Genomic DNA, 21,697 nt, shown 5'->3' with positions numbered 1-21,697 from the left:
ACAACAGCAGTGATACGAAGTAGAGATATAACGCCTTATTGAAAAAAAGCAAGAATGCCAAGCAGGGTTAAACCAATTCCTAAAGTCAGCAATAGCAATTTCCATAACCAGAAAGTGACTATTGGTGAAAAAATAGAAAAATCTTTGTAAACTTTAAATTCATCGGTATATAAGAATTTTTCTTTACGTAGAACAAAGCAACCAATTACCAGTATTGGAATACTAACCAGCAATAAAGCAAATCCAACCGACATACTTACACCCCAAATTTGTGTGCTTCAAATTAAAAACTTCTTATTCAAAGTGTTTATATCAAACTAAAGTGTGAATTTTGGAAATGAAATTCCTATTCTGCTTAATTCTTCATATATATTGTAATCTCCTTCATTTATAGATTTATTGGAACTCTCTAATAGCGTTCGTAAAAGTACACATAAACAGACAAAAGGATAAAGCATTGCTGATCAGCACGGCTTTCTCCCTTGTGTATTACTATTAGAATATTTTTGAAGGTGTTCTTCATGAATAAGGCTATGACTGTATTAGCCGCCGACGCCTGTAGCCCAGCTTGCAATGTCGTAAGCTTTATATACAACGAAAAGACCAACAACTGCTGAAAACAGAGCAGCCATTCCTGTTCCGCGTTTCTGTGGATTTCCGCCGCTTCCTGTAAGTAGCATTGCGCCTATGACTAACCACAACACACCCCGGAAACCGCCAATGCCAATTACTAGGTATATTACGTTCTGCCAATCATCAAACAGACCGGATGTACCTCCTGTGTCTTTGATTCCTACATTTGATAGCGCGTCTGAAACACTAGTGGATGCACTTGACGCGGTTGCTGCGAAGGCAGCCATTGCCAAGAAGGAAACTAATGAAAATTTTACATTGCTTAACTTTTTTTCATGCCTACACCTCCATAGATTTTGAAGGATTTCATTCGAGAAAAACGAAAAAAACCACAAAGAAAATGACAACTTGCCATTTGGAAGCGCAGTATTCTTTCGAAAATATTTCCAAAAGAAAAAGAGCTTTTAAAAAAGCTCTTTAGAAAAAATTAGTTCCTTAATTATTAAGAAAGCTCATTATTCCATATTTATTTTTAAACTTCTCACTCTCTTCACGTTGGAGATTGCTGATTGTCATCTCATTGACATTCTTAAACATCTTCATTAATTCTTCTAACTGGACATTTGAAAAATGAATTTTATTATAATCAATATTCTTCTTCTTGATCATTATAGCTTGCTTTACGATTCTCAAATAACCAGCTTCATTATTAGATAAATATGGCGTTGAATATACTTTGCTATTATTATCTTCAATCATCTCTTTAATTAGATTACAATTTTTCTTAATCTTATAATCTTCCCATTCAGTGAGCTTTATTAAAATCAAACTAAGATATTGAATTATAAGCTCTTTATCACTTTTAGTCTTTATTGTATTTTCAATATCAAAATATAGGCTACTTAATTTTATTGCTACAATTAAACATGCATAATACGTTGACCCATTATTGAAGAATTTAAGGAGAGAAACCAATCTCCCTTTTTTATTATCTTCTATCAATAGCATCATTAAATTGCTGAGTGGTAAACCCATCAGGTGTAAATCACTGTCGTATTTTCTCCTTTCTATATCTGTAAAAAAAACATTGTGCTTTGTCTCTAAATCATAAGAAAGTGGATCTGATAATTTCCATTCCATCATCCTTAATGATTCAAAAAAGTTGCCAACTTCTCTGGTTTCTTCTGACTCTGTTAAATCTAATCTTTTATTTATTAAATTATAATAATCCATCAAAAAATCTCCGTACATGGGTTTAAGGTAAAACTGTCTGCCTAACTGTCCCAATCGACTATAAGAAAGATCATTATTTGAGATGTAATATGAATACTGCATCGTTAGATCAATTGCGGTTTCTAATCCGTTCTTGTTCTGTTCAAATATTATTCTGCTTTTTGAAGACGATAAACTGTTAAATAAACTACCCAGTATATTGTTTATTCGATTAGATGAAATATACGCTTCGTTTCGGATGAATAGATTTATCATTTCATTATATTGTGAAATTGCTTCTGAATATATTTCATTCTTGATTAACTCTTCTATACATTCACTCCAAATATTAATTGTATCGTGTGTAGCAGCTATTTCTGTGTAACTTTCTTGAACCTTCAATTTGTAATTAACTAAAGATAAATTAGATAATCTTTCTAAAACATAAAAATTCCGTCGGTATTCTATATCTTTTTTAAGTATTTTTTCAAAGGTATCTTCTCTTAAATAATATAAATATTGAGTTATAGATTTAAATCTACTAAAAGGTTTCTTTTTAATTTTAATTATGGCTTTTCGATTTTCCCAGTGGTATATACTTACAATTTTATTAATGCTAAGTTGTTCGCTATTTGTAAATACTACAATTTTCAGTATCAAATAAGTGAATAATAGCAATGTGGCCAGAAATAAGGGGAACACTCTAAGAGAATCATTGTTCCCGACGAATATAAATATATTGAGAAATAGAAAGATAAAAATCATGAAACCAGCAAATATGATATTACCCAAAATAGACTTAGCAAAGGTTATTTTATATATTGATGTACCAAATATTTTCTCCTTTTTCAAATTAACAATCAATGAAAATATTGAAAGTATAATGAAGGTTAAGCTGATTTGAGAAAATATTAATTGTCTGTTTAAGTCCACGGGAATCAAAGGTAAATATTCTGAAACTGCGTCTAGAAGTACTTTTGGAATCATATTTAATTGCATACTTATTATTCCTAAAAGAAAAAGGATTACAATAATCAGTTCGATAAAAGTTGTAAACCTATTTAGGTAAAAGAGAAATGGATACTTGTACTTCCCTTCTAAGTTGAACCATCCTTGAAGCAATTTCATCTTCACTTTTCGTATATATATTTTTAATTTTCTAGGCTTTTTCACATTATTTTTCCTCCTAAGCGTACATTTATATAAAACTCTATATTTTATTCACTTTAAGTTTAACATTAAATAAAACTTTAAATTGATTGACTTGTTAGTGTTAGAACTTCACAACAAATAGAAAAAGTTCGATTAGTCTTTGTAGACAAATCGAACTTTTTTGTTTGTTGATAATAAAGTTGTTTAAAAAGAACAGTTACTTTAACAAATACATGCTCTTACTATGGAACATCCGATAATTTGATGATATGTAAACTCCGTACTAAAAACATACGAACGATTTATTAAAGTGAAGTCTATTTATACAGATTTGTTATCCATAAATGTTAACTTAATTGGATATTATTCAATTTCGCCGATAAAGGAATTATTTCAGACAAATCTTCAATCACAAAATCTGCTTGAGCCAATTCCTCTTCCTGGGCGAAATCGAATCTGCAGCCGACAGCCGTTAACTTATTCATCTTTGCTGCATTGATATCAGATAATCGGTCGCCGATAACCGCCCCATTTTCGATTCCATACTTTTGAATTATCTTTCCAACCAATACTCCTTTATCTAATGAGGAAACCTGCTGAATACTGAATGTCTCTGTAACCCATCGATCCAGTTTATAGAATGCCACTATTGCAGACAGGTAAGCTGTTAATCCATTGCTTGCAATATAGATGGCATGTCCTTCCTTTTTCAAGTGCATGAATACTTCCTCGACATTCGGATATAATGCTCCGTTTCCATTTTCAATGTTCTGAATTAATCTTTCATGAAAATAGTCGTTTGCTTCCTCACGAATTTCAAATGAATGGTTCGGTAGTAACTCCTTCCAGACTTTTGGCAATGGAACACCCATTATTTCTCGGTATTTTGCAATTGGCGTACCGGAATCCCAAAGATTTAAAGTTCTTAAACGATCAAATGTATCGTCAAGAGCTATTTCTAAGATCCTATCGGTTTGAAAAAGTGTGCCATCCATATCGAAAATAAATGATTTCATCGTTTCCTCCTCTGATTTCCCCCATAGATTTTAACTGAAATGAATCAACTTTAGTTGCGTTAGACGAGTTTTATTCTATAGCAATTTCGATTATTTTTATTACATCGAACCGACAAGCAGACTAAGGATACCAATTATCGCTAGCCCAATACTCAGTACTATTGCTATTAAAGCCATAGTACTGTTTTTCTTGAAGTCCATAACTCCAAAAACCAAACCAATTAAAACTGTAGACCACCACAAAATATCAAAGAAAGCCAAAGGTAAATTTGCCAGTACATCTGTAAAAAATAAAAGACCTACTGATATCTGCAAACTTAAGGCAATTATTAGTCCCCAAGTTAATCTTCTGAAATTTTCTCTGCTTTTATACTGAAAGTTTATACCAAGGATAATTGCACTCAAGATTATTAACAAAAGTAATAATAATAAAATAGAAGTCAAAGTATTCATATTTTCTCCCCCCTTCTTTTTAAATAAAATGTTTTCGATAAAAATAACTGCATCAAGTCGCAATTTAACACAATACATTAATTTATAAAGACATTTTAGGAGAAAAAAAGTTCCTCAACTTTCCATGGCGGTTCTGGCCATGAATCACCGTTCGTAAAAGTACACCTTTACGAACGCTCCAAAAACCCCTATATACCCATAAAAAAAAGCGTTCGTAAATGTGTCAAAACACTTTACGAACGTCCATTTAATCTTTGGAACATTTACGAACGATAAGAAACTTGTCAGTTCGCTTGTTCAGTATTAATCCGATTCTGCCGGCTTTAAAAAATGACTCCATTCTCTCTCCAAGTTTTGTCCTTCTTGCATAAATTTACGAACGATTCACCTTCGCCATATAATATTCATCTATGTATTCCCGGTCCACCAGCAACGAATTCTTTTTAATTCCTTCTATCTTATATCCCATCTTTTGATAAAGTGCGAGGCCTGCCCGGTTCTTCATCATGACCGTCAATTCTATCCGGCGGACATTCCGCTCTTTTGCCCATTGATCGAGTTGTGTGAATAATTTCGTACCCACACCTTGTCCGCGGTTCTTTTCACAGATGCCAATCGCGACGTAAATGATGTGGCTCGTGCGCTGCAGCGAGTTTCCGATGGCAAACAGATAACCTGCCAGCACACCTGCCGATTCCGCAAGCAGAATCGCAGAAGACTCATCTTCTTCCATAGAACTGATGCGCTTCGCCATTTGTTCAGCGGTTATTTTTCGCTCGCCTGGGTCGAACATCATAAAACCCGAACTTTCAGCCTCCGCTATTAATCCCGTCAATTGTTCAGCATCGGCTGGTATCGCTTCTCGTATAATCATTCCGCGTCCCCTTCCTGTGGATAAAATCCCCTTTGACAATGTCGATGACTTCGAGGAGATCCTGTATTTCATAAGTCGGCTGGATACCGGTGTCATTCGCTTTGTCCGTTGGATTAAACCAAACGGTATCGATGCCGAAATTAATGCCGCCCTGAATATCAGAAGTCAGCGAATCGCCAACGATGATTGCATGTTCTTTTGCCGGGATTCCGATTTTTGAAAAAGCGTAATCGAATATTCCGGGATCAGGTTTTTGGAAACCCGCTTCTTCGGAGATGATGATTTCTTCAAAATGACCGGCTATCGGCGAATTTTTGAGGCGCGCTTTTTGCACATCCCCGAAACCGTTCGTCATGATAACGAGCCGGCTATCCGTCAACCCCTCCAGAACTTCCAGAGCTCCAGCCATCAAATGGCTTTCTTTACCCAGATAATCGAGGTAGCTGGCACTGAATGCAAACGGGTCTTTTGCCGAGTCGTGTTCCAGAAACAGCCTGCGGAAACGTTCAACGCCAAGTTCCCTCAAGCCCATCTTCCCCTGCTCCAGATCCTTCCACAGGATTTTGCTGATTGCCCGGTAACTATCGTGCATATCCAAAAAACCGCTCGGCATTTCATACTCCATGAATGTATTATGTAATGCTGCATGTTCCGACACCGAAAAATCCATTAAGGTGTCGGCGATATCAAAAATCACCGTACTGTATTTTGCTTTCATAAACTTTCCCCCTACTAACTTTGCATGAAATCGATTTATTCACTGATCGCATCTGGCTTCTTGTTCAACAGGAATGCAAAAACTGTCAGGATGACAATAAATCCGAGAAACAGGCTCAACGAAATCATATGATTTTGAAAGCGGTCGTAAAATAGTCCGATGGCAAACGGAGTCACCGCGGAGATGATGTAGCCACCGGATTGGATCATGGCTGACCAACTGTTGACATCGTCAGGCGATGTCTTTTCATCCAGAGGCATCAACAGCGCCAGTGGAAACAACCCCCCGAGCGTGATGCCGAGGCAGATTGCCGCCGGCCAGATAAAAACCGTATCCGCAAACATCAAGAGCAACACGCCAAGTGCGCCGAACCCAAGGCTGACCATGATCCATAAATGCCGGCTCGGCCATTTCCCCAATAGGACTGGAATCGACAGGTTGCAGGCAATCTGCACAATCGACATGACGGTCAATACCGCTCCTGCGACCAGAATCGACATGCCTTTTTCGATGGCGATCGGTGCGAGCCACGTGATGATGGAAAAGAACAACGCCGATTGGAAGCCGAAAAACAGCAGCATATACCAGGCGCGCCTGGTTTTCCACGGCGACACCACCGGCACTCCCTCCATCGGAATTTCAGCGACTTCTGCAGCTGGCTCCTTGACGCGCAGCCACAAAATGATCGCGGCAATTGCGAGAAGCCCCCAGCTCGCGAGTGCGATGGGCCATCCGGCTATCGAGTAGAATACCCCGGTCAGCCCGGCAGCCAACGTGGCACCGAGTCCCATGCCGAATGAATAGACGCCGATCAGCGATGCGGTCCGGGTAGGAAAATTCCGCTTGATCATCGCCGACAGCAGCGGACTGATGATGGCAATCGACAAGCCGATAAAAAATGCGCTGATCAGCAGGACGGGAAAAGTCGGCAGGATGCCACGCAAAAGAGTGAACACCCCGATTGCCGCCACCAGAATCGCGATGGATCGTTTCAACCCCAGTTTGTTATTGAATACGACGGCCAGCGGCGCAAACAGCCCCATACAGAATACCGGTACCGCAGTCAGCAGGCTCACCTCACTGCTGGTCAGGGCTAAATCATCCCGGATGGTATCAAGAAGCGGACCGATGGACGAGATCGCCGGGCGCAGATTGACGGAGACGAACAGGATCGCGAGTACCATGGCTCCAAGCGCTGATTTTTTATGTTTCTCTGTCAAAATGGATGCACTCCTCCTTTGCCGGCACACAAACTTGTGTTCGGCACAAATATTTATTAAAATGGAAGCAATGAAAGGCGGTTGCATTATGAAACTTGTGAACTGGAGCTATGCAAAGCGATACAATATAAAAGCGATTTTTGACGAATTCCCGCATGTTGTGGTCTGGTTCCGCCAAATCGGCGGCTATTACTTCATCTTTACGATGAAGGGCCTGACGGCAGAGCATATCCCGAACCGGCGGGATTATGTACGTATGGAATATCTTTTGAACAAAGACCTGGGCATGCTGGAGGCTTATAAGGAACGGAAGTTTAAAGCTTATTAAGTTATCAACTTTCAGACAACATATTTTAGTAACCGATATTGCGCAAAAAAGCTTCGAAGTCATTAGCCGAAGCTCGCGAGGCTAAGTCTTTGCGACGAAGCAGCGAAGCGATGCAGGAGCACGGGCATAACTCGCACTTCGTCGAACCGAAGTTGGAAAGCCAACTCCGTTTCTGTCTCTGCATCGCTCCGCTAGCTTCGAGACATTCAAGGGCGCTGCTCCCCATGGCGTCTTCGCTGTTTTGCTTCATATCTCTAGAGAGGTCTCTAGCGCCGGCGCGGCTCCGGACTGGACGGAGCAATAAGACGAGTGGTTTTCTCGGCTTATTGCGGGAGGCAAGGTGCGCCATACGAAGATGGCGCCTCCTTTGCGACGAGCTTGCGCAGGAGCAAAATCTTTGCTCTGTCCTTAGCGCCGAAGCGATATGTACAAAATATCTCTCATGCGAACTACACTCTATTAGTTTATCCAACACCGCGCTCAGATGCTATCAGTTTTCGGCCATTTCGTGGTATACTATTCATATTGTGAAATTTAGGAGGTACGTATTAATGATAGCAGTAAATGATGTAAGTTTGCGTTTCGGTGACCGTAAATTATTCGAAGACGTGAACATCCAATTCAACCCCGGAAATTGCTACGGACTGATCGGAGCCAATGGTGCCGGTAAATCGACGTTCATCAAAATTCTATCCGGTGAACTTGAAGCACAATCCGGCAATGTTTATATGGGTTCAGGCGAACGCCTTGCTGTACTGAAACAGGATCACTTCGAATACGAGGAAAAACAAGTTCTTGATACAGTAATGATGGGCTATAAGAAATTGTATGATGTCATGACAGAGAAAAACGCCATCTATATGAAAGAAGATTTCTCTGATGAAGACGGCATGCGCGCTGCCGAGCTTGAAGGCGAATTTGCCGAGCTGAACGGTTGGGAAGCAGAATCTGAAGCGGCAATCCTTTTGCAGGGACTTGGAATTTCAGATAGTCTCCACGACAAGAAAATGGCGGAACTTTCCGGTTCCGATAAAGTGAAAGTGCTCCTGGCACAGGCGCTTTTCGGCAAACCGGACGTTCTTCTTCTGGATGAGCCTACCAACCACCTGGACCTGAAAGCGATCCAATGGCTGGAAGATTTCCTTATGAATTTTGAAAACACTGTCATCGTTGTATCGCATGACCGTCACTTTTTGAATAAAGTCTGTACACATATTGCAGATTTGGACTTCGGCAAAATCCAGCTTTACGTTGGGAATTATGACTTCTGGTACGAATCGAGCCAATTGGCAACCCGCCTGGCTTCTGACCAGAACTCCAAAAAAGAAGAAAAGATCAAAGAGCTCCAAGCCTTTATCGCCCGTTTCTCGGCCAACGCTTCCAAATCGAAGCAGGCAACGTCACGGAAAAAAATGCTTGATAAGATCGAGCTGGATGATATCCGCCCTTCTTCCAGAAAATATCCGTTCGTCAACTTTACAATCGGTCGCGAAATCGGCAACGATGTGTTGACTGTCAAAGACTTGAGCCAGTCAGTGGACGGCAATAAACTCTTGAACGGCGTTAACTTCAATATGAACAAAGATGATAAAATCGTGTTGATGGGTGATCCGCTTGCCAAGTCTGCCCTTCTTCGCATTCTTGCGGAAGAAGACGAACCGGAAGCAGGATTTGCACGGTGGGGCGTCACAACTTCCCGCGCTTACCTGCCAATTGACAATACCGCATATTTTGAAGGCAGCGAGCTTTCACTGGTTGACTGGCTGCGCCAGTATTCGCCGGAAGATGAAAGTGAAACGTTCCTTCGCGGCTTCCTCGGCAGAATGCTGTTCTCCGGCGAAGAAGTGAAAAAGAAACCTTCTGTTTTATCCGGTGGCGAAAAAGTCCGCTGCATGCTGTCTAAAATGATGCTGTCTCATTCAAACGTCCTGTTGCTGGATGAACCGACCAACCACTTGGACCTGGAATCGATTCAGGCTCTCAACAACGGCATGATCGCATTCAAAGGTGCGATGGTCTTCACTTCCCATGACCATCAGTTTATCCAGACAGTAGCCAACCGTGTAATTGAAATCCGAGAAGACGGATCAATTCTGGACAAGCAATTGTCGTATGATGAATACCTTGAATGGAAAGATACACAAGGCATCACGAATTAATCCAAAAAATCCCGCCACACTGCGACAGTGTGGCGGGATTTTTGTGTATTTCTATTTCAAGAAACGCTTCACCATTTTACCAGCGGGCAGGCGTGATGCCCATTTGTTGCCTGTGCCTGCAAGCTTACTCACTACTGTCAGCAGGCTGGTATCCCCTGCCCAGTGAGACTCAATAATCTCCTTCGGATATTTGTTGAGCAGCGTATTGACTATATAAACCGCTACGACCACATCATCAGCGAAACCAGCTGGTCCCATGATTGCTTCCGGCAACAAGTCAACCGGCGCGAAGAAATACAGGATTCCGGCTCCGATCATTGACTTGCTTTTGCTGTCGATGCGATTATCCAGCATCAGCCTCATAAGCAGATGGAAAAAATCCGGTGCAAACAAAACATATTTCAATAATCTGCTGCTTTTTCCGCTTTTTCCTTCAACCCACTTTTGAATTTTATACCTGAGTTTCTGATAAAAATCGCGCTGCTCGTCTTCACTTGGCAGCGGTTTTTTCAATTGGTCATTTGCCATTGCTTCTTCCCCCTTGAATGATTACTTATACTTACTATAACCTTATCTATCCCTATATGAAACACGAGTTGAACAGATATCAGAATTTCATCGTAACATTGGTTGCGATGCGCTCACGTTCCTGTTTGCCCTGTACGATGTTGAATTTTACTTCCTGGCCGGGCATAAGCACTCCAAGCTCCATATTGATGGAAATTGTTTCAACAAAGAATTCCTCTCCGTCATCAGCAACGATATAGCCATATCCTTTATCCCCATCAAACCATTTTACTTTTCCTTCACCTGACAATACTTCATCAGCCATACAAAAACCTCCTATTTCAAATCAGCAATACTGTTTTTATACCCTGTATCCGCCGTCTCCTAAACTCCCTGTACGGGATGCCGAATATTTCCAAAAAATAAAAAAACACCCAATGTAATGTGGGCCTCTTTATTATCAATTGCTAACGAAATTTTTTTAAATTTCAGACCAACTGGCGAGAACGCTGATTTTACGCATGCAACTTCTGTAATTGGCGCATCACCTTTTGTTCCAGGCCTGCAGCGGCATTTTCCAGTGCAACATCTTATTTATCACACTATTTTTAATTTCCACGATTTTAATGGGTATATATTCATTGGTCTTCTAATTCCTGTGTTTAAGTGTCAAAGTCTCTGGAAGGCCATTTAAACAGCCGTAAGTTGTTTTTAAGGACGAAAAAAACACCCAAAAAAAAGAGCCGCTCACAATGAGCAGCTCTTGGCGATTATACTTTAGTTACGTTTGTAGCTTGAGGTCCGCGGTTGCCTTCCTCTACTTCAAATTCAACTTTTTGTCCTTCGTCAAGCGTTTTAAAGCCGTCGCCTTGGATCGCTGAGAAGTGTACAAATACGTCATCTCCGCCTTCAACTTCGATAAAGCCAAATCCTTTTTCTGAGTTAAACCATTTTACTGTTCCTTCTTGCATGTAAAAAACCTCCTGGTATTTTAAAAATTTTCAATATGGAATTTCATGAAAAAAATTCACATATTCCAAAAAGTACCATAACGTGCTGATCACTTTTTGGAATATGTGAATAGCTGTAGGTAAAGATAGTATTTATTTCCTTAATAATACCTAAATTGCGTGCAAGTGTCAAACAAATCTAAATATTTAATAAAATTATTTTCAATAAATCTTCCTGCATCGGCTCCCACTTGATTTCTCTACTTGCATTTTGCCAAATTCAATCCCATCTGTCCAGTAAAAAGCTTCATAAAGAGCCACTGATTCCGAAGTTTGTATTGCCCCTTCCTTTCCCGTAAAATGGGGATAAAGATGCTGTCAATGAAACTTTCAAGGCGTTCAACCGTATTATATAGAAGGAATGCAATAAAGGAGTGACTTTCGCATGAAGCGAGTCCAAAACTTCATTAAACGCCAATCGGTCAGCCTCCCGATCATGGGAGTGATGTTTCCTGTACTTTATCTGGGTGCGGAAATCGGATTGCTCGCTTCAGGAGCAGTTGCTGCCGGTACCTACCTGGCAAGCAATACCACTATTAAACAAGTGCAATTTTCATCGACTTCCAAGGAATTCGGAATGACCCGCAGTGAATATAAGCATGTGATCAAACAAGTCCACGAAGCGAAAGAGAAGACGAAAAAATTGAGGGGCCTGTATTACCGGGTTCGCTCGATCTCTTCTTTCAGGCAATTGGTGGAGATGACAAAAATAGCGAACAAGATCGTTGTGGTCGTGCAACAAAATCCCAGAAAATTTTACCTTGCGGAATCCTTCTTTTATTCGCATCTCGATTCCGCATTGGAGTTGACAGAAAAATATGCCTTGCTGGTCGGGCAGCCTGTCAAAGACCAGCAAATGAAAGTTGCATTGCAGGATACCCGTGAAACCCTGCAATCGATGAATCGCGTATTGGAAGACGATTTAAAGAAAGTGCTGGCGTCCGACGTGGAACAGCTTCGGATGGAACTCGACTATGCCCGCCTGGCCGTCGATAAACAGCAGAATCAGAAACTATTGGTTCAACACCTGGCCGATGACGAAGGAGACGTGGAAAATGAGCGAAAATCAATCGACACGAAGTGAATTGGATGACCTGCTGGAATCGCCATTCGGCATCCAACTGGACAAGGAGCAATCTCCCGCCGAGCAGCAAACCGGCCGGCCGGTCCTCTTGATGGATAAATTGTCAAACGAAGACAAGAAAAAAGCGCAGGAGCTGGCAAAGCAGATTCCCGCCGGCAACCACGAAGCCATTTTGACTTACGGGGCAAATGCACAAAGCCAGCTCGGTAACTTCTCCCACAAGATGCTCGATCATGTGCAGCAAAAAGATATCGGTCCTGTCGGAGATGTTCTGCATGACCTGATGAAAAAATTGCAGGAGCTGAATCCGGAAGAATTGACCGAGACGAAAAAGTCAGGCATCCGCAAACTGTTCGCCAAAGCGAAATATTCCGTCCAGGAAATCATGACTAAATACCAGAAGCTGAGCACTCAGGTGGACCGCATCAGCATCCAGCTGGATCATTCGAAACGCGGCCTGTTGGAAGACGTGCAGATGCTGGAAGAACTCTATGACCAAAACAAGATGTACTTCCAGGCTTTGAATGTCTACATCGCAGCCGCTGAAATCAAGCGCGATGAGATTCTGAATGAAACCATCCCTGCCCTGCGCAAAAAAGCGGAAGCATCGGATGACCAGATGGCCTATCAGGAAGTCAATGACATGGTGCAGTTTGTCGACCGTTTGGACAAACGCTTGTATGATCTGCAGTTATCCCGCCAAATCACCATACAGAGTGCGCCGCAGATCCGGATGATCCAACAGACGAACCAGACGCTGGCCGAGAAAATCCAATCATCGATCATGACGTCGATTCCCCTTTGGAAAAACCAGATTGCCATTGCCCTGACACTCAACAAACAGATGAAAGCTGTAGAAGCGCAAAAACAGGTCACTTCCACGACCAATAACCTGTTATTGAAGAATTCCGAAATGCTGAAAATGAATTCCATTGAAACCGCCAAGGAAAATGAGCGCGGCATCATCGAAATCGAGACATTGAAGAAAACGCAGGAAAATCTTCTGACGACGATTGAAGAAACCTTGCAGATCCAGAGTGAGGGCCGGAAAAACCGCCGCGCCGCTGAACTGGAAATCGGCAAAATGGAAAACGAGCTCAAGCAGCGACTGCTGGCAATACATGAAGGCGAAAAATCGAAAGAACAATAAAGGAAAATCCCGTGAAGCGTTTGTGCTTCACGGGATTTTTTCATTTCTGAGACGCCGCCGCAACCTTTTTAACCTTCCGGATAGTATTTAGGCTGCTGCGGACAGTATTTTTCGTTTCCGGACAGTATTCAAGCGCTTCCGGACAGTATTTTTCATTTGCGGACAGTATACCCACTTTAATGGAAATAATCACGCGTATGAAATAATAAATCGGGTCACATAAAGCAATTAAATGGAAACCGGAAACGCACAACCGAAAAACTGGATCTACCCAGATTGAATGACCAGATGCAGCGTCCGTTTCAGCAATCGCAGCGTCTGGTCCACAAACTGCTCGAGCGAATCGGCGCTGACGGACTTATTGCCATACATCATGCGGTAGAAAGCTGCCCGTTGCTCAGTAATCGGCTCGCTGCTGAGAAACAGATGCAGCACCTCGATGTCATCCTTTTTTGCCTCTGCCACAGCATTGGCGGTATCCACTACACCGTTTTCAGCGTAATTATAGGCCGATGGCTCCCCGTCCGAAAAGACAAGCAGGAAGCGGTGTTTCTCACTGTGCAGTTTGACGCGGTCAGCCATCCAGCGGATTGCAAAGCCGTCGCGGTTATCTTCATGCGCTTCAAAGGAAACAATCTCCTGGGCATGGTCCCGCCTGCCGTCCTCGAATTTGTGCATCCACTCAAAATAATTGGGCTGTTCTCTGTCGCTTGCTTCATACGCGTCTTCGTAAAACAGCACAATTTCATGCGTTATGCCGAGCCCGCACAGCACATCATGGAACAACAGCACGGCCTGCTTCGTTTCATCCAATTTATCGACCATGGAAGCGGAACCGTCAATCAGCAGACAGAAAACTGCATCCAGCTCTTTTGACGGGGCCGATTTCCGGTAAAAAGGCTTCGGGCGTTCTTCGAGTGCCAGCTGCAGCAGATTTTTCGATAATCTGCCTGCATTTAAGTTGGTGCGGTAATCCTGATGGCGCTGTGTGATCCGTTTTTTCAATTCCTTCAACAAAGCCCGCACATGGGGCGCCTGTTTTCTGCGCCAATCAGCAATCATACGGCCATGTTCGCCGGTTGCCGCCAAGCGCTTTTCATGGTACACCACCTGCTCGTTCGCTCTGCCGAATTTCCCGCCGGCTTTTTTCGGTCCGCTGTCCATATCGCGGTCCTCCGCATCGTTGTCCTCCAGATGCTCGCCACTTGAATCGCCCCGGCCCGTCTGCTGCACTTCATCGGCACCTGCCTCTTCCCGTCCGCCGGTTGCCAGCTGCGAATCGCCCCGTTCCAACTCAAACTCCATCGCAGCCGCATCTTTCATTTCACTTTCACGGTGCCAGGTCTGAAACCATTCCTCGATCGTTTCAATTTCTTCGGGGTCTTCCGCCTCTTCGGCTTCGATGCCTTCATGATAATGAAAGGGCGGTACTTTTTCCGCCGACTCCCCGAACGTGTAATACGTATGGATCATGTCATCCTTCAGCATAAATTCCAGGCGTGCGGACATTCGGTCCACAATGGCAGCAGAATCAGCGGTCGAATGCGCGTCAAACATTGCCTTCCACATCAGCTGCAAGGCCTCCCATTCCACCGCCCTTTCCGGTTCAATACCTCGAAGGCTCAAATAAGCGGAATTCAAAAAAGCGTCGGCATAAAATCCTTTTTTCAGGTTTTGCTCCAATTGATCCTGGTGATATTCCCGGTAAACTTGTTCGCGCACAGCAAATGCTGCAGCTGTTCCGGGGCGTTCTTTCATAACCTTTTCCGACAGCCGGAATTCCTCGGCACAAAGCAGGAGTTGTTCCCGAAGTGAAGACAAGGGTGACTGCTGCCGTGTAAACTGCTTCCAGGCCGCTAAGCTGAAATTTCGCCAAAATCCGGCACTCAGCAAATAGATATCCGACAGATACCCTTGCCGTTCCACTTGTTTTGGCCGGTGCCGCCAGAATACACTGACCGAAACCGCCGACTCTGCCGGCCGCAATTCAATCAGTTTGCGGGTCGTCACTTTCAGATATGGAGCATCTGAAAGTGCACCCGCCAGCATCTCCAGCCGGTGGAGCATTTGGGTGTCGATGGTTTCATCATTGAATTGGATAAAGCGATTTACAGACGCCATCTATGCCACCTACTTCTTCCAGGTATTCGCCAAATCGAGAAACAAATCGCGCTCGCTTTCATCTTCCAGCTTCTGTGCAATGGCGTAATTGACTGCACGCATCGGATCCATGTGCTCGGCAAGCGCAGTGGCATCCAACAGGCTGCGGATTGATGCCGCCTCTTCAGATAACAAGCCGTTTTCAACCTGCTTCATCAGATCTTCCGCCAGATTCAGCATGAACCCCTTTAATTTCGGATCTGCATCAGGAAATTCCCGGTCCCACAATGCGGCAAGCTGCTCGCCTGTCAGATACGGTATCGGGTACGCGATAAAGCGGTTTTTCAGCGCTTCATTCATCGGCGCAGTACCGATATACCCTTCATTGATTGCGGCAATCACGCCGAAATCCTGATGCGCTTCGATGACTTCCCCGGTAAACGGATTGGTCATCATGCGCCGGTGATCCAAAGCCGAATGGAGAATCGGCAAAGTCTCGGCCTTTGCCATATTGATCTCATCAATATACAGCAGATGTCCTTTTTTCATAGCCGTGACCACTGGCCCTTCGATAAATTCAATCTGGCTTTGGCCACCCTTCTGTACCAGGGTCTTGAATCCGAGCAGCGCTTCAGCATCCAGGTCTACAGAACTGTTGATGCTCTGCATCGGTTGTCCAAAAGCCGCTGAAATCGATTCCGCCATGCGGGTCTTCCCCGCTCCTGTCGGCCCCTTCAGCAGGACCGGCTTGCGCAGCACCATCGCTGTCATGACATCCTTCCAAAGATTGGCGTCCGGCGAAATGTAGCCGCCCGTGCCAATCAGCTGGTCGTAGCCCTCGTGCCGCCTCTTTTTGCGCTCCGCAGTCTCTTTTTCAATAAAATCCATAAACAGCCCTCTTTCCACAAAAAAAACCGATGAACATGCATCGGTTTTTTCGTTTTCAATGTTTTATTCGAAATATGTTTTATAGAATCCGCCGATTTTTCCTGTATTATCCACAACAAAAATAAATTCCTCGGTTTCGTTTTTCACTTCATAGGTCTTTCCGGCAGTCAGAACATTCGACACCAAAAATTTTGCTGCGTCCGTATGCTTGCATGTCACCGTGCGGATCGTTTCTTTCGTCAGCCATTCGTTGTGAATCACAGTCCTCATCCTTTTCTGTATGTCTATGTATTCTAGTATAAGGAAAACAGCGATGATTTTCAAATCCGCATAGCTGCCTTTATTATTTACGGAGTTTTCGTTCCCTGTAATAGTAATGCCCCAGCAACAACACGATTACCGCTACAGATAACAGGATAAGGAAACCTTGCAGATGATTGAGGATTGTATTGTAGGCATAGGGGAATGTTCGGCCCAGGTTAAAGTAAACCATCATCCAGACAAATCCGGCCGTATAGGCATACAGCATATACTTTATGAACGGATATTTATTTGCGCCCACCACGTAGGGCATCGACCAGCGGATTCCCGGCAGAAAAAAACTGAAAGAAATAGCAATTTCTCCATGCTTCTGCAAAAAAGATGAAAAGTTTTCGATCGGTTTTTTCAGTTTCGTTCTGCTCAAACGATCCAGCAGCCTGTGGCCAAAAAGACGGCCGATAAAATAGGCAAAAGTATTGCTGGTAATCAGCCCGAGATATGCTGAAATAAAAGCATAGACAGGTTTAAAATAGCTGACTTCGGTCAGCACACCGGAAAAAGCCGCTGCAACTTCATTGGGAATGGGCATGCCAAACAGCAACAGCCAGTTGAAGATGAACATGCTGACATAGCCGTATTCTTTCACAATTTCCATAAAAAATGACAAATCCATCCACTTCGCCCGCCTTTTGGCTCTCTCCCTTTATCATGACAAAAACTGATTGGTCCTGCAACGCAGAGCGCCCGGAAACCGGCATTTATCAAAGACAGAGCAAATTCCTGTTAAATATTTTGTTCACGCGAAAAAAAACCGTCCGCCAGTTTTGGCGAACGGTTTGCATATCTATCTTCTATTAACCCTGCAGTAATAGATCCTCAGGGTTTTCAATCAATTCTTTTACCATTTTCAGGAAACCGACTGAATCGCTTCCGTCGATTACACGGTGGTCATAAGATAATGCCACATACATCATCGGGCGGATTTCAACATTGTCTCCGACAGCGATCGGGCGTTTTTGGATTGTGTGCATTCCAAGAATTCCGACTTGTGTGCCGTTCAGGATTGGCGTCGATAACAATGAGCCGAATACACCACCGTTTGTGATGGTGAACGAACCGCCTGTCATGTCAGCGATTGAAAGTTTTTTGTCGCGTGCTTTCGTTGCCAATTCGCCGATCGATGCTTCGATTTCTGCAAAGTTTTTCTTGTCGGTGTCGCGAACGATCGGTACGACAAGGCCTTCTTCAGTAGAAACTGCAATCCCGACATCATAGAATTGTTTCAGCAATACATCAGTGCCATCCAATTCAGCATTCACGTAAGGGTATTTTTTCAATGCAGCAGTAACTGCTTTTGTGAAGAATGACATAAAGCCAAGTTTCACATCGTTGTTTTTCAGGAAGTCATCTTTTTTGCGGCTGCGGAGAGCCATGACGTTCGTCATATCGATTTCGTTGAACGTAGTCAGCATTGCTGTGGACTGCTTGACTTCGAGCAGGCGTTTAGCGATAGTCTGACGGCGTCTTGACATTTTCTCACGAACGACGCGGCCGCTTTCTTCATCAGAAGAAGGGGCTGACGCAGCAGCTTTTGGTGCCTCTGTTTTAGCCGGTGCACTTTGTGCAGGTTTGGAAGAATGAGCTTCAACGTCCTGAACACGAACTCGGCCCATCGGGTCCACTGGTGAAATTGCGGCAAGGTCGATACCTTTTTCACGCGCCAGTTTGCGTGCAGCCGGGCTTGCGATTGTGCGGTCTGTTGCAGACTGCTCTTCTGCTGCCGGTGCTTCCTTCACTGCTTCCTGAGTTGCAGGAGCTGAAGTTTCAGCAGGTACACCAGTTGCATTAGTCGCTTCTTCTTTGGATGCTTCTTCTTTCGGTGCAGATGCTGCTGCTTCGCCAGAACCTTCTCCGACGATTGCGATTACCTGGCCGACTTCCACTGTATCGCCTTCAGCAGCCATAAGCTCCTGGACAACACCGGCTTCCTCGGAGATGACTTCGACGTTGACTTTATCTGTTTCAAGTTCAACGATGAATTCACCTTTCTCCACTGTATCGCCTGGCTGTTTCAGCCATTGTGCAATCGTTCCTTCTGTAATCGATTCTGCTAATTCCGGTACTTTGATTTCTGCCACAAAAAATTCCTCCTTAGATTATGCTCAAGATTTAGCTAATGCCTCATCAATGATGCGTGCCTGTTCAACTTTATGCATTTCTCCGTCGCCTTCTGCCGGGCTTGAACGGACAACGCGGCCGTAATAATTTATCTCAATGCCATTTGCGATTTCACGAAGCTGCGGTTCCGCAAATGACCATGATCCCATGTTTTTCGGTTCTTCCTGAACCCAGGCAAGTTCTTTAAGTTTCGGATAGCGTTTGATGATTGCCTGGATTTTTTCTGCAGGGAAAGGATAAAGCTGCTCAACTCGGACAATATGCGTATCCGGGTATTCCTTTCCATCTTTTACGCGGTCAGCCAGGTCGATTGCCATCTTGCCGCTGGCAAACAGGAGGCGCTGTACTTTTTTGGCGTCCTGGCCCATGCCCGGCTGTTCGATGATGGTCTGGAAGTTGCCTTCTGTCAAATCTTCAACATCCGCTCCGACCAATGGATGGCGCAGTAACGACTTAGGCGTAACGATGATCAGCGGACGAATCGACTCTTCCCCAAGCATCTTCGCCTGTCTGCGAAGAATATGGAAATAGTTTGCAGCGCTTGAAAGATTCGCTACTGTCCAGTTGTTTTCTCCGGCATTTTGAAGGAAACGTTCCAGGCGGGCACTCGAATGTTCCGGACCCTGTCCTTCGTAAGCGTGTGGAAGCAGCATAACCAAACCTGACTTCTGACCCCATTTAGCACGGGCCGCAGAGATGAACTGGTCAAATATCATTTGCGCCATGTTGGCGAAATCTCCATATTGTGCTTCCCAGATGACAAGTGCTTTATCATTTTCCACGTTATAGCCATATTCGAAACCGACTACGGAAGCTTCGCTTAACGGGCTGTTGTAAACGACAAATGACGCTTCTGCATCTGAAATGTGATGCAATGGCACGAGCTGGTTGCCGTTTTTCTCATCATGCAATACAAGATGGCGATGGGCAAAAGTGCCACGCTGTGCATCCTGTCCGGATAAGCGGATTGGATTGCCCTCCTGAAGAATTGAACCGAATGCCAATGTTTCTGCATGCGCCCAGTCAATCTTGCCTTTGCCATTGAACGGATCTTCACGGCGTTTCAAAATGCGGGCAAGTTTACCGAATGCTGAGAAATCACTTGGCCACGAAAGCAATTCTTCGTTCATTTTCGTCAGCACGTCTTTATCGACGCCTGTCGGAACTTCAGGGAATCCTTCCATAACTGCTTCAGGAATGACGACTTCATGTGCATCATCTGATTTATTTTCTTTTACACGATCATAAGCCTGCTGCATTTTTGACAGGATGTCGCTGTCGAGCTTTTTCACGTCTTCTTCAGAAAGGACTCCTTCGGCGGCGAGCTGCTGTCCATAAATTTCACGGACTGTGCCGTGCTCATGAATTCCATGGTACATTGTCGGATTCGTCACGAGAGGTTCGTCCATTTCATTGTGTCCGTAGCGGCGATAGCCAATCAGGTCAATCAGAATATCCTTGCCGAATTTCTGGCGGTATTCAAAAGCGAGTTTTGCAACCCCAATGACTTCTTCCGGCTCATCGGCATTCACGTGGATCACGGGTACTTCATACCCCTTTGCAGGATCTGAAGAATAGTGCGTTGATCTCGAATCATATTGCTCTGTCGTAAAACCGATCAGGTTATTGGCGATGATATGAACCGAACCGCCTGTTTGGTAACCGCGAATGCGGCTGAAATTCAACGTTTCGGTTACAATGCCCTGTCCAGGGAATGCTGCGTCACCATGAACCATAATGCCATATGCCTTGTTGACATCGATTGGAGCAAGGCCGCTTTGCTGAGTGAGTTCCTGAGCAGCGCGTGTCTGGCCGGCAACTACCGGGCTGACAATTTCAAGGTGTGAAGGATTGTACGCCAATTTGATGTTTGTCCCTTTTGGAGAAGTATAGGCAGCACCCATGTGATACTTAACATCTCCAAACCAGCCTTTCGTTATTTGCAGCGAACCATCTTCCGGAAGGAATGCTTCGTCACCAACGTGGGCGAACCCGGCAAACATCATCTCATACGGCTTGTGCAGGATATGTGTAAGCACATTTAAACGACCGCGATGTGCCATCCCGATCATGATTTTTTCTGTGCCGGCTGATTCTGATAAGCGGACCAATTCATCCATTAACACAACCAATGTGTCGACACCTTCAATTGAGAAACGTTTTTGGCCTACAAATGTGCGATGGACGAATTTTTCAAATCCTTCAACGCGGGTCAACAGGTCAAGAAGCTTCTTTTTCTTTTCAGGATCAAGGGAGGGTTTCACTTCGCCTGCCTCTATTTTGGATTGCAGCCAGCTGCGCTCCTCGGGCTGGACGATGTGTGAAAATTCAAATGCAACTTTATCCGTATAAAGTGTTTTCAGGTAATTGATGGCAGCAAGTCCATCTTTTACGTCCGCAGGAGCATTTTCCAGTATCAGTGACACTGGTACTTCCTTTAAGTCCTGTTCAGTGATGCCGTAAGTTGAAGGCTCGAGGCGCTTCATGTCTCGCGTCTGGTCTTTCAACGGATAGATATCCGACGCCAGATGACCATGGGCGCGGATGGCTTCAGCCATCTGGATGGCGCCGAGCACTTTACCGAATTGATCGGATTTCACTTCAGCCTTAGCTGCAGGCTGCTTTTCTTCACCTGTTTCTGAAGGGGGTCCGTATTGCTTGAATAACTCAGCGAATTCCGGATCAATCGATTCCGGCGCTTCCTGATAAATGTCATACATTTCCATAACATATCCAAGGTTAGGACCAGTGATGGAACTCCATGGGGATCTCGAATCTGAATAATTGCTAGACATAAAAAAACCTCCAACTATT

21 protein-coding genes are annotated in these 21,697 nt (G+C 44.0%); 4 read left to right on the top strand and 17 right to left on the bottom strand.

The genetic code is table 11. The features are described from left to right. Positions 1–35: 35 nt before the first annotated feature. The 8 genes from DIJ65_RS08540 to DIJ65_RS08510 form a co-directional block, all read right to left on the bottom strand. On the bottom strand, positions 36–254 hold the full coding sequence (locus DIJ65_RS08540) for a hypothetical protein (RefSeq protein WP_117301292.1): 219 nt from the start codon (positions 252–254) through the stop codon (positions 36–38). Positions 255–542: 288 nt separating this feature from the next. Continuing rightward, positions 543–860 (bottom strand): hypothetical protein, encoded by a 318-nt coding sequence (locus DIJ65_RS16390; RefSeq protein WP_260678693.1) that lies wholly within the window; start codon positions 858–860, stop codon positions 543–545. Positions 861–1,068: 208 nt separating this feature from the next. Further along, positions 1,069–2,958, bottom strand: a complete 1,890-nt coding sequence (locus tag DIJ65_RS08535) for a hypothetical protein (RefSeq protein ID WP_117301288.1) — start codon at positions 2,956–2,958, stop codon at positions 1,069–1,071. A 326-nt stretch (positions 2,959–3,284) separates the two neighbouring features. Then, the gene (locus tag DIJ65_RS08530) at positions 3,285–3,953 is read right to left on the bottom strand and encodes an HAD family hydrolase (protein ID WP_117301286.1); all 669 of its coding nucleotides are present in this window, start codon (positions 3,951–3,953) and stop codon (positions 3,285–3,287) included. Between the two features lie 99 nt (positions 3,954–4,052). Continuing rightward, complete coding sequence (locus DIJ65_RS08525) at positions 4,053–4,406, bottom strand: hypothetical protein (protein WP_117301285.1); 354 nt, start codon at positions 4,404–4,406, stop codon at positions 4,053–4,055. A 373-nt stretch (positions 4,407–4,779) separates the two neighbouring features. Continuing rightward, positions 4,780–5,280, bottom strand: a complete 501-nt coding sequence (locus DIJ65_RS08520; protein ID WP_117301283.1) for a GNAT family N-acetyltransferase — start codon at positions 5,278–5,280, stop codon at positions 4,780–4,782. Further along, positions 5,246–5,998 (bottom strand): YjjG family noncanonical pyrimidine nucleotidase, encoded by a 753-nt coding sequence (locus DIJ65_RS08515; RefSeq protein WP_117301282.1) that lies wholly within the window; start codon positions 5,996–5,998, stop codon positions 5,246–5,248. Before DIJ65_RS08515 ends, DIJ65_RS08520 begins: the two co-directional genes overlap by 35 nt. A gap of 35 nt (positions 5,999–6,033) precedes the next feature. Beyond that, the gene (locus DIJ65_RS08510) at positions 6,034–7,218 is read right to left on the bottom strand and encodes an MFS transporter (protein WP_117301280.1); all 1,185 of its coding nucleotides are present in this window, start codon (positions 7,216–7,218) and stop codon (positions 6,034–6,036) included. Between the two features lie 88 nt (positions 7,219–7,306). Between DIJ65_RS08510 and DIJ65_RS08505 the strand changes: the two genes are divergently transcribed. Next, complete coding sequence (locus tag DIJ65_RS08505) at positions 7,307–7,546, top strand: hypothetical protein (RefSeq protein ID WP_117301278.1); 240 nt, start codon at positions 7,307–7,309, stop codon at positions 7,544–7,546. Between the two features lie 551 nt (positions 7,547–8,097). After that, complete coding sequence (locus DIJ65_RS08500) at positions 8,098–9,705, top strand: ABC-F family ATP-binding cassette domain-containing protein (protein ID WP_117301275.1); 1,608 nt, start codon at positions 8,098–8,100, stop codon at positions 9,703–9,705. 51 nt (positions 9,706–9,756) lie between these two features. Here DIJ65_RS08500 and DIJ65_RS08495 read toward each other — a convergent pair whose 3' ends face one another. The 3 genes from DIJ65_RS08495 to DIJ65_RS08485 all read right to left on the bottom strand — a co-directional run bounded on the left by DIJ65_RS08495 (position 9,757) and on the right by DIJ65_RS08485 (position 11,183). Further along, on the bottom strand, positions 9,757–10,233 hold the full coding sequence (locus DIJ65_RS08495; protein WP_117301273.1) for a YkvA family protein: 477 nt from the start codon (positions 10,231–10,233) through the stop codon (positions 9,757–9,759). Between the two features lie 79 nt (positions 10,234–10,312). After that, positions 10,313–10,537, bottom strand: coding sequence for a cold shock domain-containing protein (locus DIJ65_RS08490; RefSeq protein ID WP_117301272.1), 225 nt, complete (start codon positions 10,535–10,537; stop codon positions 10,313–10,315). Positions 10,538–10,982: 445 nt separating this feature from the next. Beyond that, on the bottom strand, positions 10,983–11,183 hold the full coding sequence (locus DIJ65_RS08485; RefSeq protein WP_117301270.1) for a cold-shock protein: 201 nt from the start codon (positions 11,181–11,183) through the stop codon (positions 10,983–10,985). 424 nt (positions 11,184–11,607) lie between these two features. On the opposite strand from DIJ65_RS08485, the gene DIJ65_RS08480 reads away from it, so the two are divergent. Together DIJ65_RS08480 and DIJ65_RS08475 are read left to right on the top strand one after the other, a co-directional pair. Beyond that, complete coding sequence (locus tag DIJ65_RS08480; protein ID WP_117301269.1) at positions 11,608–12,306, top strand: 5-bromo-4-chloroindolyl phosphate hydrolysis family protein; 699 nt, start codon at positions 11,608–11,610, stop codon at positions 12,304–12,306. After that, positions 12,278–13,456, top strand: a complete 1,179-nt coding sequence (locus tag DIJ65_RS08475; protein ID WP_117301267.1) for a toxic anion resistance protein — start codon at positions 12,278–12,280, stop codon at positions 13,454–13,456. Before DIJ65_RS08480 ends, DIJ65_RS08475 begins: the two co-directional genes overlap by 29 nt. A 267-nt stretch (positions 13,457–13,723) precedes the next feature. Here the strand turns inward: DIJ65_RS08475 and DIJ65_RS08470 are convergent, their stop codons facing one another. The 6 genes from DIJ65_RS08470 to DIJ65_RS08445 all read right to left on the bottom strand — a co-directional run bounded on the left by DIJ65_RS08470 (position 13,724) and on the right by DIJ65_RS08445 (position 21,678). Further along, entirely contained in the window at positions 13,724–15,577 is a 1,854-nt protein-coding gene (locus DIJ65_RS08470; RefSeq protein WP_071152325.1) for a nitric oxide reductase activation protein NorD, read from the bottom strand. 9 nt (positions 15,578–15,586) lie between these two features. Then, a complete protein-coding gene (locus DIJ65_RS08465) occupies positions 15,587–16,444 on the bottom strand; it encodes an ATP-binding protein (protein WP_071152324.1) in 858 nt (285 codons plus the stop codon). Positions 16,445–16,507: 63 nt separating this feature from the next. Next, positions 16,508–16,705, bottom strand: a complete 198-nt coding sequence (locus DIJ65_RS08460; RefSeq protein ID WP_071152323.1) for a DUF6501 family protein — start codon at positions 16,703–16,705, stop codon at positions 16,508–16,510. A gap of 82 nt (positions 16,706–16,787) precedes the next feature. Next, positions 16,788–17,378, bottom strand: a complete 591-nt coding sequence (locus tag DIJ65_RS08455; protein ID WP_071152322.1) for a DedA family protein — start codon at positions 17,376–17,378, stop codon at positions 16,788–16,790. Positions 17,379–17,559: 181 nt separating this feature from the next. Next, positions 17,560–18,843 (bottom strand): 2-oxoglutarate dehydrogenase complex dihydrolipoyllysine-residue succinyltransferase, encoded by a 1,284-nt coding sequence (gene odhB / locus DIJ65_RS08450; protein ID WP_117301265.1) that lies wholly within the window; start codon positions 18,841–18,843, stop codon positions 17,560–17,562. Positions 18,844–18,867: 24 nt separating this feature from the next. Beyond that, entirely contained in the window at positions 18,868–21,678 is a 2,811-nt protein-coding gene (locus DIJ65_RS08445) for a 2-oxoglutarate dehydrogenase E1 component (protein WP_071152321.1), read from the bottom strand. Positions 21,679–21,697: the final 19 nt, after the last annotated feature.

The organism is Planococcus salinarum, assembly GCF_007004625.1.
In the GTDB taxonomy this organism is placed as follows: Bacteria; Bacillota; Bacilli; order Bacillales_A; family Planococcaceae; genus Planococcus; species Planococcus salinarum.
This window is presented reverse-complemented; position numbering and strand designations above follow the sequence as displayed.

Coding starts and splice junctions, on each gene's coding strand:
- DIJ65_RS08540 (WP_117301292.1), bottom strand. CDS start 254: ATGTCGGTTGGATTTGCTTTATTGCTGGTTAGTATTCCAATACTGGTA.
- DIJ65_RS16390 (WP_260678693.1), bottom strand. CDS start 860: ATGGCTGCCTTCGCAGCAACCGCGTCAAGTGCATCCACTAGTGTTTCA.
- DIJ65_RS08530 (WP_117301286.1), bottom strand. CDS start 3,953: ATGAAATCATTTATTTTCGATATGGATGGCACACTTTTTCAAACCGAT.
- DIJ65_RS08525 (WP_117301285.1), bottom strand. CDS start 4,406: ATGAATACTTTGACTTCTATTTTATTATTATTACTTTTGTTAATAATC.
- DIJ65_RS08520 (WP_117301283.1), bottom strand. CDS start 5,280: ATGATTATACGAGAAGCGATACCAGCCGATGCTGAACAATTGACGGGA.
- DIJ65_RS08515 (WP_117301282.1), bottom strand. CDS start 5,998: ATGAAAGCAAAATACAGTACGGTGATTTTTGATATCGCCGACACCTTA.
- DIJ65_RS08505 (WP_117301278.1), top strand. CDS start 7,307: ATGAAACTTGTGAACTGGAGCTATGCAAAGCGATACAATATAAAAGCG.
- DIJ65_RS08500 (WP_117301275.1), top strand. CDS start 8,098: ATGATAGCAGTAAATGATGTAAGTTTGCGTTTCGGTGACCGTAAATTA.
- DIJ65_RS08495 (WP_117301273.1), bottom strand. CDS start 10,233: ATGGCAAATGACCAATTGAAAAAACCGCTGCCAAGTGAAGACGAGCAG.
- DIJ65_RS08490 (WP_117301272.1), bottom strand. CDS start 10,537: ATGGCTGATGAAGTATTGTCAGGTGAAGGAAAAGTAAAATGGTTTGAT.
- DIJ65_RS08485 (WP_117301270.1), bottom strand. CDS start 11,183: ATGCAAGAAGGAACAGTAAAATGGTTTAACTCAGAAAAAGGATTTGGC.
- DIJ65_RS08480 (WP_117301269.1), top strand. CDS start 11,608: ATGAAGCGAGTCCAAAACTTCATTAAACGCCAATCGGTCAGCCTCCCG.
- DIJ65_RS08475 (WP_117301267.1), top strand. CDS start 12,278: ATGAGCGAAAATCAATCGACACGAAGTGAATTGGATGACCTGCTGGAA.
- DIJ65_RS08470 (WP_071152325.1), bottom strand. CDS start 15,577: ATGGCGTCTGTAAATCGCTTTATCCAATTCAATGATGAAACCATCGAC.
- DIJ65_RS08465 (WP_071152324.1), bottom strand. CDS start 16,444: ATGGATTTTATTGAAAAAGAGACTGCGGAGCGCAAAAAGAGGCGGCAC.
- DIJ65_RS08455 (WP_071152322.1), bottom strand. CDS start 17,378: ATGGATTTGTCATTTTTTATGGAAATTGTGAAAGAATACGGCTATGTC.
- DIJ65_RS08445 (WP_071152321.1), bottom strand. CDS start 21,678: ATGTCTAGCAATTATTCAGATTCGAGATCCCCATGGAGTTCCATCACT.